Annotated in this window: 20 protein-coding genes; 18 read left to right on the forward strand and 2 right to left on the reverse strand. The window is 37.9% G+C overall.

Going from position 1 to position 18,490, the window contains the following annotated elements; translation table 11 throughout:
- The first annotated feature begins 24 nt into the window (after positions 1-24).
- Positions 25-2,154, forward strand: a complete 2,130-nt coding sequence (locus HNP36_RS11715; protein WP_184163464.1) for a carboxy terminal-processing peptidase — start codon at positions 25-27, stop codon at positions 2,152-2,154.
- A 52-nt stretch (positions 2,155-2,206) separates the two neighbouring features.
- On the opposite strand, the gene HNP36_RS11720 is transcribed toward HNP36_RS11715, so the two are convergent.
- Positions 2,207-2,710: a superoxide dismutase family protein gene (locus tag HNP36_RS11720; RefSeq protein WP_184163467.1), complete on the reverse strand. Its 504-nt coding sequence runs from the start codon at positions 2,708-2,710 to the stop codon at positions 2,207-2,209.
- Between the two features lie 222 nt (positions 2,711-2,932).
- Here HNP36_RS11720 and HNP36_RS11725 point away from each other — a divergent pair, with 222 nt between their 5' ends.
- The 10 genes from HNP36_RS11725 to HNP36_RS11770 all read left to right on the forward strand — a co-directional run bounded on the left by HNP36_RS11725 (position 2,933) and on the right by HNP36_RS11770 (position 12,160).
- Positions 2,933-5,176 (forward strand): TonB-dependent receptor, encoded by a 2,244-nt coding sequence (locus HNP36_RS11725; RefSeq protein ID WP_184163470.1) that lies wholly within the window; start codon positions 2,933-2,935, stop codon positions 5,174-5,176.
- 82 nt (positions 5,177-5,258) lie between these two features.
- Positions 5,259-5,909, forward strand: coding sequence for a hypothetical protein (locus tag HNP36_RS11730; protein WP_184163473.1), 651 nt, complete (start codon positions 5,259-5,261; stop codon positions 5,907-5,909).
- 138 nt (positions 5,910-6,047) lie between these two features.
- Positions 6,048-7,376 carry a 2TM domain-containing protein gene (locus HNP36_RS11735; RefSeq protein WP_184163476.1) on the forward strand — a complete coding sequence of 443 codons (1,329 nt, stop codon included), beginning with the start codon at positions 6,048-6,050 and terminating at the stop codon, positions 7,374-7,376.
- The gene (locus HNP36_RS11740) at positions 7,363-7,683 is read left to right on the forward strand and encodes a 2TM domain-containing protein (RefSeq protein ID WP_184163479.1); all 321 of its coding nucleotides are present in this window, start codon (positions 7,363-7,365) and stop codon (positions 7,681-7,683) included. The genes HNP36_RS11735 and HNP36_RS11740 overlap by 14 nt, the downstream gene beginning before the upstream one ends.
- Before the next feature lie 120 nt (positions 7,684-7,803).
- Positions 7,804-8,373, forward strand: coding sequence for a methyltransferase family protein (locus HNP36_RS11745; protein WP_184163482.1), 570 nt, complete (start codon positions 7,804-7,806; stop codon positions 8,371-8,373).
- A gap of 97 nt (positions 8,374-8,470) precedes the next feature.
- A complete protein-coding gene (locus tag HNP36_RS11750) occupies positions 8,471-10,090 on the forward strand; it encodes a hypothetical protein (protein ID WP_184163485.1) in 1,620 nt (539 codons plus the stop codon).
- Positions 10,091-10,106: 16 nt separating this feature from the next.
- Complete coding sequence (locus HNP36_RS11755) at positions 10,107-10,610, forward strand: hypothetical protein (protein ID WP_184163488.1); 504 nt, start codon at positions 10,107-10,109, stop codon at positions 10,608-10,610.
- Between the two features lie 162 nt (positions 10,611-10,772).
- Positions 10,773-11,069, forward strand: a complete 297-nt coding sequence (locus tag HNP36_RS11760; RefSeq protein WP_184163492.1) for a 2TM domain-containing protein — start codon at positions 10,773-10,775, stop codon at positions 11,067-11,069.
- A 20-nt stretch (positions 11,070-11,089) separates the two neighbouring features.
- Positions 11,090-11,365, forward strand: coding sequence for a 2TM domain-containing protein (locus HNP36_RS11765; RefSeq protein ID WP_184163495.1), 276 nt, complete (start codon positions 11,090-11,092; stop codon positions 11,363-11,365).
- A gap of 51 nt (positions 11,366-11,416) precedes the next feature.
- Positions 11,417-12,160: a LytR/AlgR family response regulator transcription factor gene (locus tag HNP36_RS11770; RefSeq protein WP_184163498.1), complete on the forward strand. Its 744-nt coding sequence runs from the start codon at positions 11,417-11,419 to the stop codon at positions 12,158-12,160.
- 83 nt (positions 12,161-12,243) lie between these two features.
- Here HNP36_RS11770 and HNP36_RS11775 read toward each other — a convergent pair whose 3' ends face one another.
- Positions 12,244-13,140, reverse strand: a complete 897-nt coding sequence (locus tag HNP36_RS11775) for a hypothetical protein (protein WP_184163501.1) — start codon at positions 13,138-13,140, stop codon at positions 12,244-12,246.
- Between the two features lie 96 nt (positions 13,141-13,236).
- Between HNP36_RS11775 and HNP36_RS11780 the strand changes: the two genes are divergently transcribed.
- Genes HNP36_RS11780 through HNP36_RS11810 form a run of 7 tightly spaced genes read left to right on the forward strand, consistent with a single transcriptional unit; the run spans position 13,237 to position 18,486 of the window.
- Positions 13,237-13,731: an STM3941 family protein gene (locus tag HNP36_RS11780; protein WP_184163506.1), complete on the forward strand. Its 495-nt coding sequence runs from the start codon at positions 13,237-13,239 to the stop codon at positions 13,729-13,731.
- 28 nt (positions 13,732-13,759) lie between these two features.
- Positions 13,760-15,610 carry an SPFH domain-containing protein gene (locus tag HNP36_RS11785; RefSeq protein WP_184163509.1) on the forward strand — a complete coding sequence of 617 codons (1,851 nt, stop codon included), beginning with the start codon at positions 13,760-13,762 and terminating at the stop codon, positions 15,608-15,610.
- Between the two features lie 39 nt (positions 15,611-15,649).
- Positions 15,650-16,084 (forward strand): hypothetical protein, encoded by a 435-nt coding sequence (locus HNP36_RS11790; protein WP_184163512.1) that lies wholly within the window; start codon positions 15,650-15,652, stop codon positions 16,082-16,084.
- Between the two features lie 30 nt (positions 16,085-16,114).
- Positions 16,115-16,579: a hypothetical protein gene (locus tag HNP36_RS11795; RefSeq protein ID WP_184163515.1), complete on the forward strand. Its 465-nt coding sequence runs from the start codon at positions 16,115-16,117 to the stop codon at positions 16,577-16,579.
- An 11-nt stretch (positions 16,580-16,590) separates the two neighbouring features.
- On the forward strand, positions 16,591-17,346 hold the full coding sequence (locus HNP36_RS11800; RefSeq protein ID WP_184163518.1) for a glycine-rich domain-containing protein: 756 nt from the start codon (positions 16,591-16,593) through the stop codon (positions 17,344-17,346).
- An 11-nt stretch (positions 17,347-17,357) separates the two neighbouring features.
- Positions 17,358-17,714 (forward strand): hypothetical protein, encoded by a 357-nt coding sequence (locus HNP36_RS11805; RefSeq protein WP_184163522.1) that lies wholly within the window; start codon positions 17,358-17,360, stop codon positions 17,712-17,714.
- A complete protein-coding gene (locus tag HNP36_RS11810) occupies positions 17,707-18,486 on the forward strand; it encodes a hypothetical protein (protein ID WP_184163525.1) in 780 nt (259 codons plus the stop codon). Before HNP36_RS11805 ends, HNP36_RS11810 begins: the two co-directional genes overlap by 8 nt.
- Positions 18,487-18,490: the final 4 nt, after the last annotated feature.

Genomic DNA, 18,490 nt, shown 5'->3' on the forward strand with positions numbered 1-18,490 from the left:
AAAATTAATAAATAAAGACCGTTTATGTGGAAAAATTTCAAACTGAATAAATTTTTACTCCTGATTCCATTAACAAGTCTAATGTTTTGTTTCAACTCGCCAAAAAATGACGATGAAAAGATGCAGACGATTATGGTGAGCGTAAAGAATACACTCTCTTATTTACATTACAGCCCGAAACCCATCAATGATGCCTATTCCAAGGACGTTTATAAACATTATTTCGAGTTGGTAGACCCTGCAAAAAGATATTTTCTGCAATCTGATATGGATGAATTCAGCAAGCATGAAACAAAGCTTGACGACTATATCAGCCAGGGCGATCTCACATTCTATAAACTTACCATCGACAGGCTGTACCAGAGAGTAGATGAAATAGACAAGATCACTCAGGATATCTTCAGCAAGCCCATCAACCTTCAGGAAGATGAAACATTAACTCTCGAGCCTAAGCTTAAAAAAGTACCGGCAAACAAGCAGGAACAGTATAACGAATGGAGAAAGTATATTAAATACAATATTCTTCAGGAAGTTGAATCTATGAACAGCAAAGAAGAAGCTCAGAAAGAGAAAAAAGACTCTGTTCAGAAATATAAGCTGAAAGATACCATTAAATATCAGCCGCTTAGCCAGGACCAGAAAATCAAAAAAGCAACAGACGAGGTAAAAGACCTTGTAAAAGATACCTTCACAAGATTCAAGAAGAGAAAGAAAATGGATTGGTTTACCGTGTATATGAATGCATATACCGAAGTATTCGATCCGCATACCAACTACTATTCTCCAAAAGACAAAGAAGATTTTGATACCCAGTTTACCGGAAAAGTAATAGGCATCGGGGCCCTTATCCAGGAGAAAAAAGGAAATCTTTTCCTGGGAGCTTTAACGATTGGTGCACCTGCGTGGAAATCTAAGCAGCTTTCAGAAGGCGACAAGATTCTAAAAGTAAAATCTAAACCGAAAGAAGATGCTGTAAACGTAGTGGGAATGCTTTCAGATGAAGCCGTAAGACTCATCAGAGGAGAAAAAGGAACACCGGTAACCCTTACAGTTCAGAAAAAAGACGGAACTATCAAAGACGTAACCATGATCCGTGAAGAAGTAGCTATTGAAGACACATTCGCAAGAAGTATTGTAGTGAACTCTCCAAACGGGAAAAAATACGGATTCATCAACCTTCCGAGCTTTAATGCTGATTTTGAGGATTCTAAAGGAAGAAATGCTTCTGATGACATCAAAAACGAAATCATTAAGCTTAAAGGACAAAATATTGAAGGAATCGTTCTTGACCTTAGAAATAACGGAGGAGGATCGTTAACTGAAGTAGGTGATATCATGGGACTTTTCATGGATGCAGGCCCTTATGTACAGGTGAAAGACGGAAACGGAAAGATCCAGACTTTAAAGAACAAAAATGAAACCCCGATCTGGACAGGCCCGCTGGTAATTATGCAGAACGAACTTTCAGCTTCAGCTTCAGAGATTCTGGCCGGTGTAATGCAGGATTATGGAAGAGCCATGATTATCGGTTCTCCACAGTCTTTCGGAAAAGGAACCGTGCAGACATTTGTAGATCTGAACAGATTCTTAAATACCGAAGACGATTTCGGATCTTTAAAGCTGACGATTCAGAAATTCTACAGAATCACAGGAGAATCTACCCAGAGAAAAGGAATTGTTTCTGACATTCAGATGAAAGACTTCTTTACCTACGCTGAAGTAGGAGAGAGATATGATGATTATGCCTTAGCCTGGGATAAAATTCCTGGGACTAATTTCCAGAAACTGAACTATTTCAATATCCAGGCCCTTGAAAAAGCAAGCGCAGACAGAATGGCTAAAAACAGCAACTATCAGCTACTGCTTGAATCTGCCCAATGGAGAGAAAAACTGGATAAAGAAGAAAATATAACGCTTAACGTCAATAAATTCAATGAACTGATGAAACAGAGAAAAGCTCAGATCGAGAAATTCAAAGCATTAACCAAATTTGAAAACGGGCTGAAGTTTATGATGTATCCGGGTGAAATTGAAAGAGAGAAAAAAGACGAAGCTTTCAAGAAAAAATCTGAAATGTGGATCAAAAACCTTAAAAAAGATCCATACTTACAGGAAGCAATGAACATCGTTTCCGATATGGGAGCTAAATCATAAAATAAAAAAACCGCTGATCTCGATCAGCGGTTTTTTTTATTACAATAAGGAATTATTTAATTTCTACACAACCCACTCTTCCTCCGGCATTTCCGGTTGGCTGCGTATGGAAATCATCCGCAGAAGCATGTACAATAAGCCCTTTCCCGATGATGTTTTTCGATTCATCTGTACACCCTAAGCACCATTTATTCGTTTTGAAAGTAAGTACAGCCTTTCCGGATGCATCAGCAGTCAGGTTTCCTATATCTCCCATGTGGAAATGCTCCGCACCCCATTTTCCGTGGTCGTCTTTAGCCGGATTCCAGTGCCCGCCGGTAGAAGTTCCATCAGCTGCAGAACAGTCTCCTTTTTCGTGGATATGTACCGCATGGATGCCGGGAGTAAGATTCGTAACTTCAAGTTTCATGGTTACTTCTTCTCCTTTCTGGGTAAACTTTGCCGTTCCGCCCGTCTGTGTTCCGCTCTTAGCGTTAACCGTGTACGTTTTTGTTGTGCAGCATGAAGCCGCTAAAAATGCACACCCCGCCAGTAATGCTAATGTTTGTCCTTTCATTTTTAAATGATTTAAAGTGATTTTAACGATAAATTTATAAAACATTTTCCAAAGCAGTTTATGATTTCAATCCTTTTTTCAGAACAGGTGTGTATGACAAGAGAAATATAACAGATATTTACTGCATTAATTTTCCATTCAGAAGCCGAAGTATACCTTTCAGTAAAATTTATTGTAAAAAAAGGCATATTCCGTATTATTTTTGAACCGAAAATTAAATCCATGAAAACACAGGGACAAAAACTTTTACTGCTGATTGCTTTTCTAGCCTTTATCGCCGGATATTCACAGGTGAAAATCTCAGGAAAAGTTACTTTTAAAGGTAAAGGCATTAATGAAATAAATGTCACATTAAAAGATACTTATGACGGTGCCACTACAGATGTTCAGGGAAATTTCTCCTTTGAAACCTCAGAAAAGGGAAACCATATCCTGACATTTACCCACCCGAAATACCAGGATGTAGAAAAGCCTGTTATTATTGAAAATCAGGATGTTTCAGTCAATGCAGAACTTAAAGAACAGATCAGTGAGATTGATGCCGTGGTGGTTTCCGCAGGTTCCATAGAAGCAAGTGATAAAAAAAGAGCTACAGCCCTTTTAACACCCATTGATATTTACACGACAGCGGGAGCAGACGGACAGATCTCTTCTGCTTTAAATTACCTTCCCGGCGTCCAGAAAGTAGGAGAAACAGAAGGCCTTTTCATTCGCGGAGGTACAGGAACAGAATCCAAAATATTCATGGACGGAAGCCTGATCAACAATTATTTCTCCAATTCAGTTCCGGGAATTGCAGGAAGAGACCGTTTTAATACATCACTTTTTAAAGGAAATATTTTTTCAAGCGGTGGATATTCTGCATTATACGGCCAGGCTCTTTCAGGAGCGCTGATGCTGGAAAGTGTGGATCTTCCGGACCAGAGCTCATATGATTTTGGGATTTCACCCATCTTTTTAAGCGCAGGGTTTCAAAAACTGGGAGCAGATAAAAATCATTCTTACGGAGCTACTTTAGGCTATTCATTATTAAGCCTGATGCAGAAAGTTTTTAATTTTAATACTGATTTTATCGATGCTCCACAGGGTTTGAACGGTGATTTTAACTTCAGAATCAAAACAAAATCCGGAGGGTTCATTAAATATTACGGAATGTATGATTCCAACAAAATGGGAGTGAAAACAGAAAGCCTGGAACCGGAATATGATTTTGCGCTGGTAAGGCTAAAAGGAAGAAATACCTATCATAACCTTTCTTTTAAACAGAAATTCGGGAAATATCTCCTGAATGCCGGAACTTCTTATTCCTACAACAGATCCGATCTTAATTTTTCTACAGAAACCAATAATACAGAATCCGGCAGTTCAGAACTTTTAACAGACGGAAACTATATCAATTTTAAAGCTGTCCTTGAACGGAAAATCAATAAAATCAGTGCAGTAAGAGCCGGTTTTGAGCTGAATAATACGAGTGAAAAGCTGAATTTCGGAAACGTACAGAAAAACTATAAAGATCTTATATCCGCAGCTTTTGCAGAAACAGACCTGGGATTCAGCAATGCGCTGTCTGCAAAAATAGGAGTAAGGGCAGAAACCTCTTCTTATTTAGGAAAAAGCAATATTGCGCCACGCTTTGCATTGGCTTACCGTCTGGCGAAAGACTGGACCACCTCCTTTGCCTACGGACTGTTTTACCAGAATCCGGAAAGTAAATACATCAATTGGCCTGCGGACCTTGATTTCCAGAAATCACAACACTATATTTTCCAGGTTCAGAGGGCATCAGATGGAAGAAGCCTCCGTTTTGAAGCATTTTACAAGAAATATGACCAATTAATTAAGACATTTAACATCACACCGGATAAAGAACAGAACCAGCAGGTACAGACCGCTTTGAATAATGACGGCTATGGCTATGCAAAAGGGCTTGAGCTGTTCTGGAGAGATAAGAAAACTTTTGAAAATATAGATTACTGGATCAGCTACTCATTCCTGGATTCAAAAAGAGATTTTATCAATTATCCTGTGAGCCTCAAACCTAATTTTGCTTCCGCACACACCCTTTCTGCTGTGGCGAAAAGATTTATCCCCGAGTGGAAATTAGGAGTTAATTTATCTTACACTTACTCGAAAGGACGGCCTTATTATGATATTGCAACGAAAACTGAGAACAGCAATGCAGTTAATTATATCAGAAATGAAGGAAGGCTGAAAGATTACAATGCACTTAATATCAGCTTTAATTACCTTCCGAACCTGGGGAAAAAAGATGCCAGAGCTTTTACCGTTCTTGTATTGAGTGTTTCCAATGTTTTAGGGTCCAAAAATGTTTACGGATATAATTTTTCTCTTGACGGATCAAGAAGTTCGTCAGTTGTTCCACCGGTAAACACTTTTGTTTTCATAGGCGCTTTCATTAGCTTTGGAGTAGATAAAACACAGGATGCCATCAATAATAATTTGTAAAAATAACGACAACAGATATCACAATCATTACAAAATACATAACTTCGGAAATACAATTAATTAACTTTAAAAAATTGACATAATGAAAAAATACCTATTAAGTTTCGCTTTAGCCTTTATGAGTTTAACGGCTTTTGCACAGGCAGATTACGAAAAAGTAATGGCTGAAAAAATCGCTAAAACGGAAACCTGCAAAACACCTGAAGAGTTCCAGACCCTGGCGAATGATTTCCAGAGAATCGGAAGTAAAGAAAGCTCAAAATGGCTTCCTCCATACTATGCGGCATTCTCTCAGATTCAGAAAGGAAGACTGATGATGAGAAACGGAAATATGCAGGGATTGGATGAAACGGCAGCCCAGGCAGATAAATATCTGGCCTCTGCGCAGAACCTTGCAGGAGCAGACAATGCAGAAATTCATCTGCTAAAAAAGATGGCTGCATCTTTAAGAATGATGGTGAACCCGGCTCAGCGTTATATGACAGACGGCGCAAAAGCAATGGAAGAAATGGGTATTGCGGAAAAACTTGATCCTTCAAATCCCAGAATAGCCCTTATTAAAGCAGAAGATACTTATTTCACTCCGGAACAATACGGAGGAAGCAAATCTAAAGGATTGGAAATGTTCAAAGAAGCCATTACGAAATTCAATGCTTATAAGCCCAAAACAGCTTTAGACCCGAACTGGGGTAGAGCAGAGGCAGAATATTTCATCAGCATGCCAACAAAATAGCGCAGATACCAACGAAATTTAAACCTTCCTTACCCGGAAGGTTTTTTTATTCCATTCGGGAAACAAAATCTGCCCTTCGGTAAAAAATAATTTTCGATACCTTTAATAAAAACTAATTTTGAGCCAAGAAAACGGATCATGAAGCGTAAATATTTTATTTCATTACTTTGGATATCCTTGGGAACCACTCTTTTTTTCTTTTTGTTTTTTAACGAGAAGACCTTGGAGAACTTTACTATGACGTTGCTCCTTTCAACCATGTATTCCTTTGTGCTTGGCGTAGGAAACGGCCTGATAAATGACTTTCTCAACAAAAAGTTTCCCTGGTCCGAAACCACAAAAACAAGAGCTGCTTTAAGTATCATTTCCATTATAATAGGAAATTTTATCCTGGTATACTTCTGCAATTACATGAACTATGTGGTGATCCAGAAAGTAGCAACAACAGAAGTTTTTTTCTCTAAAAAATATGGAGTTACCAATTGGTTCATGATCAATATTGCCCTTCTGATTTCTGCATTTCTTCATGCAAAAAGCTTTATGGAAGAGCTGAAGAAAACATCAAGGAAAGAAGTGGTAGAACAGAAGCTTATCGCCACATCTGCCAATGCACAGTTTGAAAGTCTTAAAAACCAGCTGGATCCGCATTTTCTTTTCAATTCTTTAAATGTATTGAGTTCTCTTATTGATGAGAATCCTCAACAGGCTCAGAAGTTTACAGCCTCAATGTCAAAGATTTACCGTTATGTACTTGAACAGAAAGATAAAGAATTGGTAACGGTAGAAGATGAGATAGAATTTGCCAAAACTTACTGTGAACTTTTAAAAACAAGATTCGAAGACAGTGTAGATTTTATTTTTGATGTTGAAAAAGAAGATTACAGGCGGTATGTAGTACCCCTCTCATTACAGCTTTTACTGGAAAACTGTATCAAACATAATTTTGCAACCTCTTCAAAACCTCTGGTCATTAAAATATTTTCTGATAATGATATGCTCTGCATTGAAAATAATCTTCAGGCAAGAGAACAGATGAAGGAAAGCGCCGGAATTGGCTTAGCTAATATTGTTCAGCGTTATGCATTGCTTACAAAGAAAAATGTTTTTATTGAAAAATCAGAAGATTATTTTAAAGTAAAAGTTCCGATACTTGTTAATAAGCCCAATAATATCAGTACACAGGCTGAAGACGAAAACGGGTCTTATGAGAAGGCGAAAAAGCGTGTAAAAGAGTTAAAAAGCTTCTACGGAAATTTAATTTCCTATTGCACCGTGATCCCGTTTTTAGTGATTATCAATCTTATAACTTCACCCAAAAATCTTTGGTTCTATTTCCCGATGCTAGGATGGGGGATTGGCCTCGTTTCTCATGCCTTTAAAGTATTTGGGGTAGGAGAATCCTGGAAAGAAAGGAAGATACGGGAAATTATGGATAAACAAAAATACAGAGATAATGGAAACCTATGATGAAAATGATATCCGGTATCAGCAGGCCAAAAGGAAGGTTGAGCGGTTAAGCGGATTCTACAGGCATTTATTCATATATATTGCCGTAAATGCTGTAATTGTTCTTTATAATTATAAACATCTGGAACCCGGAGAAAGCTATTTCCAGTTCAAAAATTTCTTTACCGCTACATTTTGGGGGATTGGGCTGGCGGCTCATGCAATAGTTGTTTTTATAGCCAATATAGGCTTTGTTAAAAACTGGGAAGAAAAGAAGATCCGAAAACTGATGAAGGAAAAAGATAATCACCGGAGCCAAAAGAGCTGAGCTGCTTAAAACATAATATCAGAATCGCTGACTATTGTTAAGAAAAAAACACCTTAATTGCACAGCATAGACCTTGTAAGAGTATATTAAAACCTTTTCCCGAAATAAAAATATAGAATAATGAGCCCTTTACACATCCTTTTTTCAGCCTCAATGGTTGCCTGGTTTCTTTCAGAAATCCTTTATAAAAACATGCTGAAATCCGGCAAGGAAGACAGCAAAGATAAAGATAGGTCTACCCTGAATATTTTGTGGATGGCAATTCCGTTTTCCATAGCCGCTTCAGTAGCCGTTTCTTATATGACTGCATTTCCTATTGCCAAAGGCGCCTGGATTCTGTACACAGGTGAGGCCTTTATTCTTACAGGCATTGTTCTGAGATTTTTCATCATCAGATCTTTAGGAAAATATTTTACAGTAGATGTTACCATAAAAAAAGATCATCAGATCAAAAAAGAAGGTTTCTATAAGTATTTAAGGCACCCTTCATATGCATTTTCCCTGTTAACATCTTTAGGATTAGGGCTTTATCTTAATAACTGGATTTCATTGATTCTTGCATTTCTGCCTCCTTTTCTGGCTTTTATTTACCGGATTAAAATAGAAGAACAGGCGCTTGTAGAGCAATTCGGGGAAGAATATATCCAATACCGGAAAACCACTAAAAAACTGATTCCTTTCATTTATTAAAAAAGGTATTCATTGAATATATTATTTTGAAATATTAGTAAAAAAAGCAGGTTGGGATTTGTCAAATAGTTAGTTTTGTAAAAATAAATTGTTGCTTATGAATTTTTACAAGATTATTTCACTTCTGTCTGTGTGTGCTTTTATGCCCGCTCAGGCACAGTCTCCCGGTGGAGTTAATACCGGATTAATCATCTGGATGAAAGCAGAAACGGGATGGACAGCAGCCAACTGGACGAACCAGGCACCCTCACCGTTATTTACAAGTATTCCTGCACTGAATATAGGAGGTACCGTGGTACCTGCAAAGATTAATAATGCGGGGTTTAATTTTAATGATGCTATACAGTTTACCGCAGGGGCAGGTAATACAACAGGAATAGCATACAATACCGGAAATAATTATACAACAGCAAATTTCTATGGAGGCACTACTTCAGCTAACAGGAATATAACCTATTTTGGTGTTTCCAATAACGGAAGCTTTGACCTGCTTTCAAATTTCTGGGCCAATACCACGTCAGCACCTTGTACTTCAAACAGATGTAATTCCGGTTTCAGAACTAATTCGGTTCAGTTTGGAAATGTAAGTATGACAGTTGCCTATCCATCTTCCAGAAATAATATTGGAGCCGCAAGAAGAGTAAGCAGCTCAGGAAGAAGCAGCTTTATAAACGGAGTTGAAACCAGCCTTGCTACCGCAGACAGCTTTGCAGATTCCGGAAGTTATTCTTTCAGTATAGGATACTGGCCTACTTTCTTTGCCGGTTATGCGGTTCCTGAAGTTTTGTGGTATAACAGAAACTTATCTAATGCAGAAGTAAACAGGGTAAATTCTTATCTGGCATTAAAATACGGAACCACCCTTACACAGACTACGGCTCAGAATTATACGGCGGGCGATGGCTCTACCGTATATTGGAGTAACGCCAATGCCTCTGCAGGCGGACCTTTTAATTATAATATTTTTGGTATAGGAAGGGATGACGCTTCCGGCTTGCAGCAAAGAATTTCAAATTCTGCAAATAATTCAGGAACAACCACTATATCAGGGTCTTATCTTACCATTTCAACCAATAATAACTTTACATCAGCTAACACATCAGCCAATCATCCGGATATTTCAGCCAATAACAATTTCCTGATGATTTCAGATAACGGGGATCTTTTAAATACCTATTCTGCCACCATTAGCGGAATTCCGAACATAAAAAGAAGCAACAGGATCTGGCAGGCTCAGAAAACAGGAAATGCCATAGGCTGCGTTTATTATCAGTTTAACTCTATTACCAATCCTACAGCCAATCAGAGATATTACCTGATAGCAGCTGATGACACAGCTTTTACAACAAATGTTTCCATTAAGGAAATTACCGTTTCAGGAGGAACGTCTACCGTACAGGTAAATCAGAATACAGGATCTGCAAACTATTTTACCATTGGATTGTGGGATAATACCGCCATACCTGACGTTGCAGATACCCCTTTCGGAATTGATGTTACAAAAACGGCAAACTGGAAACCCACTTCCAAAAACGGCTATATACAGATTAACTCCGTTGGAAAGCCTGTAATATTGTCCAGGGTATCTTCTACCTCGGCCATTACAACACCCGTGGAAGGAATGATGATCTTTGACAACTCGGATAATACCACCAAAGTATATAACGGAACCGTATGGAGAGCTTTAGGGGTAAACTTTAACAGATATTGTAACTAAATAAATCCTGAAGAAAATGAAAAAATACATCATTATATTAAATTTAGCCCTGTTCATTTCTTTTTTTAGTCATATGAATGCACAGGTGGCTATAGGGAAAACAAGCGTTAACGGATCTGGTATCCTTGATTTTGGAACAAGCGTATCAACAATAAGAACCATTGTAATGAATCCTATAAACCTGCCGACATGTAATGCCACTGTAAAAGGAGCTATAGCAAGCAATGCAGCTACAGGACAGCTTGCAACCTGCAACGGAACAGCATGGACGAATAATGGCTCTACATCTTCTTCTGTAACAGTAAGCGGAACAGATGCCGGAAACGGGGTTATTCTGGGAAATCCGGCTACAACTGCATCAGGAGCTTTAATACTTGAATCAACAGATAAGGCCCTTATACTTCCAAAATATGCTTACCCTGACCTTCAGGTGAAGATTCCTACAAGAGGAGCTTTGGTGTATGACACCACACGTAAGGCAGTTGTTTATTACAACGGAACCGCCTGGCAGATTTTTTAAAATTAAATAACATTTTATAAAATCCCGATTTCATTTGAGTCGGGATTTTTGCTGTTCAGGAGTAATTTTCTACGGTTCGGTGATATAAAATTGATTTGAAGTTGTTTTCTGTCATAAATTTGACTCAACAAAATCAAACAAATTAATTTAAAAACAAATATTATGGAAACAATAGGATATACAAAAGAAACGCTGGCTTACGAAAAAGCAGCAAAAAGAGTAAAAGAATTAAAAGGATTTTATGGAAACCTTACCTCTTACTGTCTGGTTATCCCGTTCCTGCTTGCACTTAACCTTCTTACATCTCCCCAACATTTATGGTTTTACTGGCCGATGCTGGGCTGGGGAATAGGAATTGTGGCTCATGCTGTCAATGTTTTCGGAATAGGGAAAGAATGGGAAGAAAGAAAAATCCAGGAATTGATGAACCAGGAAAAAAGAAATATAAAAACATTATAATAACCAGAAAACTTACAATCATGGATTACAACAGCGCATACGAAAGAGTCAGCCAACTGAAAAAATTTTACAAAAGCCTCCTTTGGTTCGGAATAGTAGCAGGAATCATTTTCTTCGATGATATCTTTGAAAACGGAAGAATCAATCTCTCCTTATTTAACGGATCTGTCATCCTTATCATATGGGGAATCATCTTAACTGTTAAAGCTGTAAAGCTATTTATTTTAGATGCAGAATGGGAAAATGATCTCATAGAAAAAGAGATGAAAAAGGGCAAAAAGAAGATAGATTTTTAATCTTTCCGTTTTTTATCTAATTTTATTCCCGATTTAAACTAAACTGTAACAATGATCAAAACTGTCATTATTGAAGACGAAAAACCTGCTTCAAGGAAACTGGAAAGAATGCTGGGTAATTTCCCTGAAATAGAAGTAGTTGCCAAAATAGAATCGGTAGAAGAAGGAATAGCCTGGTTTTCAGAAAATGAACATCCTCAGCTGATCTTTTCCGACATCGTTCTGGGAGATGGCCTGTCTTTCGATATTTTTGAAAAAATACCTACCAAAGGATTCATCATTTACACAACAGCTTTTGATCAATATACTTTAAAAGCATTTAAGCTGAACAGTATAGATTACCTTTTAAAACCAATCCTTGAAGAAGATCTTTCAGGGGCAGTAGAAAAGTTTAAATCCTTTATTCCGGCGAGTAATACAACCGGTTCTGAAGATATCAAGCAGCTGATCAGAAAAGAGAAATCTACACTTTCCAGGGTTCTGGTAAAAATAGGATACAACCTTAAAATTGTTCAGGCCCATGAAATAAGCTGTTTTTTCAGTGAAAACAAGATTGTATATCTTCAGACCGCAGAGCGTGTTTATCCCTCAGATTTTACGCTGGATGAGCTGGAAGAGATCCTGGAAGAGAAAAAGTTTTTCCGTGTGAACAGGCAGTTTATCATCAATTCGGATTATATAAAAAATATCCATACCTCACCCTATTACAAAGTGGATATAGAATTTCAGCCGCAGGAAGAAATCACAGTAAGCCGCGACAGGGTAAAAGACTTTAAAGAGTGGCTGGTGGGATAATATTACTATATTTCAAACCAGGCAATCATAATGATATGATACCTTCTAACCCGGATCACGAACCCCGCAACCCGTAACCCCATCTACCTGTAATCTATCCTGTTAGACTCAGTATCTTCAAGCTGTTTTACAATAGAATGAGGAATCTCATCGCTGTCAATAGGAAAGCTGATAGAATCTGAAATAAAACTTTTTCTGTCCGCCTTCTGGAATATTTCAAACAGGGCAATAGGTTCCTGATTAAAACTGATACACGTACTTATAAAATGCAACTCATGGAGCTTATATTCTGGATTTTTGAGCTTTTCCTTGATATCTTTTATCCTTGAGATAAAATGCCTCTGGCGTATAAATGTATTGCTGTTCATAATGATGAATACGTAGTCGGAATAAGCCGTTACCTTCCCAAAATACTTATGGTGGTCCCCACCGCTTCTTTCAATATAATATTCTCCGGAAGTCTCTGATTTGTAGATTTCCATCGCAGAACGCCAGATCCGGTCGTCTTTGACCTCTGAAGGATTATCCGGCAGATTCCTGTTATAAGAATACCAGTAACCCACCAAACGGTCCAGAAGGGCAGTATTTTGTTTCGCATTATCCATATCAATCCTCAGGTCGCTGAAATTGAATGCTCCCGTATGGGAATTGATGAAATCAATATAATTTGAGTATCCCAACACTTTAACGATAAGACTTAATTTCGCCAGATTCGGTTTGCTTAAAGCCGAATTTTCATTTTGATGATATTTCTTTAATTTATTGATTATCAGGTGTTCGTAGAGATAGTTTGAGCCTAAGATATCCGCTTTCTTTTTAATGTTCTTTTCCTCATTATCAGTGATGATGAGGTCATTAATTTCTGTCACAATATAAGACCACTCGGTTTTCGTGACATCTTCCCAGTGATTCTTTTTTAAAAAATGCAGACTCAGGAAATTCATCAGTTTTTCAAGGTGCAGGATATCTTCTTTTTTCATAAGACTAATTTAAGATTTTTTTGAAACTAAAAAAGACTGTTGCAAGACTTTTATATTTTAAAATCAGGACATATTTGAAAAGGAAAAACAAAAACTATGAAGCTTTTAAATGGCAAAACAATAATTTATAAAGATGATCCGGCAACAGGATCAAAAAATTTTGGGATAATCTGTTTCTCTCTTCTTTTCATCATTACAACAATCTGGATCATTGGCCTTTTTTCCGAAAGTTTCTGGGACAGTGAAGATGACATTATTTTCTGTTTAGTTCTTTTTGTTTTGGATGTCATATTTTTTAGGATTCTTCTCAGATTCATTAGGAGTGCAACTGAAACTAATAATGAAAATCCTCTTGTAATCATAGAAAAATCCGGAATTACAATCTATGATACACCATTTAACTGGAAGGATATTGAAAAAATTACACTCTGTAATGATATAGGCAATGAGTGTAAATATATTCTTATTGATAAAAAAAATAAACACAAACAGAACTTTAACCTGAACAGTATGGAAGTCTCTGAATTTATGAACCTGTCTAAATTTCAGAGGATTATAAAGCCATTCTTTGAAAACATAGAAATTCAATAATAAAAAAATAACTATTAAAACAACTATCATGGAAATAGAAAACATTTTACATTCAGCCTGGTTCGTACCGGGAACCATTATCATCACGTGTCTCATATTCTACAAATTTATTTTACGTGTATTCTTTGGGCTGGTTATTATCCCCGAAGACAAAATCGGACTTGTCACTAAAAAATTTGTATTGCTTGGAAAACAGGAATTACCCGAAGGTAGAATCATCGCTACAAATGGCGAAGCAGGATTCCAGGCACAGACTCTCGCTCCGGGAATATACTTCTGGAAATGGATCTGGCAGTATTCCATCCATTTTCAGCCCTTTACTATCATTCCCACCGGAAAAATAGGGTTGATACTGGCAAAAGACGGGCGTGAGCTTGAAACGGGAAGAATATTAGCCAGAAAAGTGGAATGCGATTCCTTTCAGGACGCAGAAGCTTTTTTAAAAAACGGCGGGAGAAAAGGAAGACAGACCGGAGTAATTGCCCCCGGATCATACAGAATCAATACCCTGTTATTTGAAATTTCTTTAACAGATATGACCCAGATTCCGGACAATGCAGTAGGAATTATTACCACACTGGAAGGAAAACCTTTGGAAGAAGGCCAGATTGCAGGAAAAATAGTGGAGGAACACAACAAATTTCAGGATGTTGATGCCTTTTTGAATAACGGTGGTTACAAAGGCTTACAGGAGCAGGTGATTTTAGCCGGCTCTTATTTTTTAAACCCCTGGTTTGTTCTTCTGGAAATGGTAAAGATGACTGAAATTCCGATTGGCTCCGTAGGTGTGGTCATCAGCTACGTAGGAAATGAAGGAAAAGATTTAAGCGGAGCAGAATTCAAACATGGAAATATTGTTGAGAGAGGCTGCAAAGGAGTCTGGGCAGAAGCGCTAGGGCCCGGTAAATATCCTATCAACCCATACATTATGAAGACAGAGCTGGTACCCACTACCAACCTTGTATTGAACTGGGCATCAGCAAGAAGCGAATCCCATCAGCTGGATAAGAACCTTTCAACCATTACAGTGCGGAGTAAAGATGGTTTCCCTTTTAATCTGGATGTTTCCCAGATCATTCACATTCCCTCCAACGAAGCCCCGAAAGTGATTGCCCGCTTCGGGAATATGATGAATCTGGTAGGGCAGGTTCTGGAACCAACCATTGGAAATTACTTCAGGAATTCCGCCCAGGACAGTGATGTGATTGCTTTCCTCGGAACCCGTAAAGAACGCCAGCAATCAGCAAGGGAACATATCAGCAATGTACTGGAACAATACAATGTTTCTGCGGTGGATACGCTTATCGGGGACATTGTTCCCCCGGATACGCTGATGAAAACATTGACAGACAGGAAGATAGCTGAAGAACAGAAAACAACATTCGAAGTGCAGAAGCTGGCCCAGGAAACCCGCCAGAGCCTTGAAAAAGAAACCGCAGTCGCAGATATCCAGAAAGAGATCGTAACAGCAGATCAGGGAGTACTGATTGCGGAAAGAGTAGCCGCAGCTGCTGTTAAAAAAGCCAACGGGGAAGCTGAGAAAACAAGATTACTTGCCAAAGCCAACGCAGAACAGATCTCTTTAATGGGTAATGCAGAAGCGGAAAAAATCCTGGCTATCGGAAGATCCAATGCGGAAGCCTATAAACTTTCAGTTGAGGCAATGGGAGATGATAATTTCACCCAGCTTAAAGTAATGGAATCTATTGCCAGCCAGAATGTTAAGATAATGCCCGATATACTCATCGGAGGAAGCGGGGATAGTGCAAACGGAGGAATAAGCGGACTTCTTGGACTAAAGCTTTTAGAGCAATTGGATGCAAAAAAGCCGGTTAAAAGAACCGAAAAGAGAAATTTTGATGATACTTCCCAGGATTAAACAGTCTCTGTAAATAAAGATAATTTAAACTTAAAAACCATGTATAAACAAATAGTAAAAGACACCAATCCAAAGAAAATTATCATTGAAAAATATATGAAGGAAGCCGGTTTCTTGGGGCTGGGATATTTTTTCGGAGACTATAAACTTCAGGTAACCCTTACGCTTGATTTTGAAAAGAAAAAAATCACAGAAGTGCATAAAAAGAAAACCACTGAACTATTTTTTAAAGAAATCACTTCAATATGGGTATATAAAGCCCGGTTTATAGAAGGGGACAGTTTGGATTACCGGGTAGCGGTATTTCTTGATAAAGGAACTTTCTTCGGCCTGTATGTTTTTGAAGAACCTCATTTCGGCAGAGCTTTTTTTGAAATGCTTGAACTTCAGATAACCGGAACCAATGAACCTTTCAGAATTCACTCTTTTCAGGAGGTTGATCAGCGAATGAAAAAGCCTTCAGGAAGAAAATAATTTAAACACCAACCAATAAAATATTAAAAAATGGCAACCATTCAATTCTACAGACCTGTAGGTCATCCACGTGATAACAGCAGATCTTACATCATTAAAATAAACGGGATAAAAAAAGCAGAACTTTTTAACGGCGATACCCGGTCCTTCGAAATTAAAGAAGGCATCCATGAAATTAAGGCAAAAGTAGCTATGGATACGGCCGGAAGTAAACCTTTAAAGATCAACGTTCAAAAAGATCAGGTATTGAAATTTGAAGTTATACAAAATGAAAGTAGTGTGAACCTTTTATCTTTTTTCAGTATTGCCATATTTGCAATCGGAGGCCTGTACAGTCTTTTTGGCGGAATATTTTTTTTACTCCTGGCAATTCCTTTAATTCTCTTCGGCATTCCCATGCTCATTGCAAAAAACGGCAATTACTTATTATTTAAACAGATTCAGCAGATAAATGAAGATAAAATCGTGAAAAACAATAGTATGGATAATCATTAAACCAATCAGAAATGAACACCAAAACACTGATAACAGATCATGAACTGTGGCAAAGAATCTCAGATTTTTCCATAGACCAACCGGGAGCTGTGTTTCCGTTTTCGAGGAAGCTGGCCAGAGAAGAAGGGTGGACATCAGACTTTACTGAAAGAGCCATTGAAGAATATAAAAAATTTGTTTATCTCTGCTGTATTCTGCCCAACGGGGCTTCACCCAGCGAAACAGTGGATAAAGTGTGGCATATGCACCTTATGTATACCCAAAATTACTGGGAAGAATTCTGTCCCGGTATTTTGAGAAGAAAACTCCATCATCATCCGTCCAACGGTGGAATTTCCGAAAAAAACAGACATCAGAACTGGCTGCAGGATACATTAGAAAAATATAAAGAGGTTTTTCAGCAGGATGCGCCCGGTGAAATATGGCATAACAAAAATAAAGGACCAAAACCTGAAAAGAGAAACATATGGATCAAAAGCATCAGTGTTTTTTCTTTACTATCCCTGTTACTTCTGATGGCCTCCTGTTCAGACAACAGTGATCCATTTTTCCCGGTCCTTTTTATACTTATTATGGCATTCATTTTCTTTATTACACTCGTTTCATGGTCCTCGGGTATAAATAATTTCCAGGATGGAGATCAGTATAAAAATAAGGGTAAAGATGACGGAAGCAGTGGAGGGGGTGGAGGCTCGGGCTGCGGAAGTAGCTGTGGCGGAGGCTGCGGAGGTGGTTGTGGGGGTTGTGGGGGTTGCGGAGGCGGTTAAAAATAAAAATTATGAAAACAATATTATTTCACTCAGCATCAGTTGTGATAAGTATGGTATGGCTTATTACAGAGTATCAGACCTGGAATCCGGTTTCTTTAAGAGGTCCCCGGTTTTTGAAATTTTATCTGATTCTTTTGGTTCTCTTCTATACTTCCTTTTTTATTCTGAAGAAGCTTAAAGAACAGACATCAAAGGCAACACTTTTCTTTATGATCTTCATTTTTCTTACGGGAATCATTAAACTGATCAGGGGCATTACTTTAGGAAAACCGGTTGGATTCCTGCTGATGATTCTGCTCGCAGAGATTATTGTGACTTGTTTATACATTTTCATCAACAGGAAATACGGATCATATTATGGTTAGAAAATTTAGCGGAACAGAGAAGGATATCCTTTACAAAGGAGCTCCTTTACATGTGAAGAAAAACGGATGTGGCGGAATTTTCCTTTTCGTGATTGTGTGTCTTGCACTATTTTTTCTGGAAATGTATATGTTGCTTTCGGGGATTGATCAGGAACAGAAAGACTCTGTATTTACAGATTTGATAATTGTTTTTTTGCTGATTGTGGGATGGACGGTTCAGCCTGTTCTGCTATTCTTTTTTTTCAGGAATCAGTTTGTGTATGCCAAATACGGAGAATATGCTGTGGAAAATACATTTACAATCGAAAGAATTCATATCACCGGAAGTAAAAGCAAACATGATTTTATTATTCAGTTATGGAATGATCAGGGAAATAAAATAGAAATAAAGACAGACATCAGACTGACTGCAGATTCACTTGACAAAAGTATGATTATGGCCGAACTTGAAAAGTACAGGATACCCGGCTTCAATACAATCAATATGACTCTTGAAGAAATTGAAGGAGTGAAAAACAGATATGGCACTTCCTATATCCAATCCTGGATAGAAAACTTTTCCACTCCTGCAGCATTTGATTTTACCAGTAATGTATCCAAGTACAATGAATTGCTGAAAACAGAATACGGACTCATTTACAGTGAGAAAACTAAAGAACTTCTCTTTATTGATCTACACAAGGGCAAAAAACACAATTTTCAGAACGGTTTTATGATAAATAATGTCGAAAAAGAGATAGAGTATATGTCCCATGAACCCTATGAGATGTAAATTA

The organism is Chryseobacterium shigense, from assembly GCF_014207845.1.
Lineage (GTDB): Bacteria > Bacteroidota > Bacteroidia > Flavobacteriales > Weeksellaceae > Chryseobacterium > Chryseobacterium shigense_A.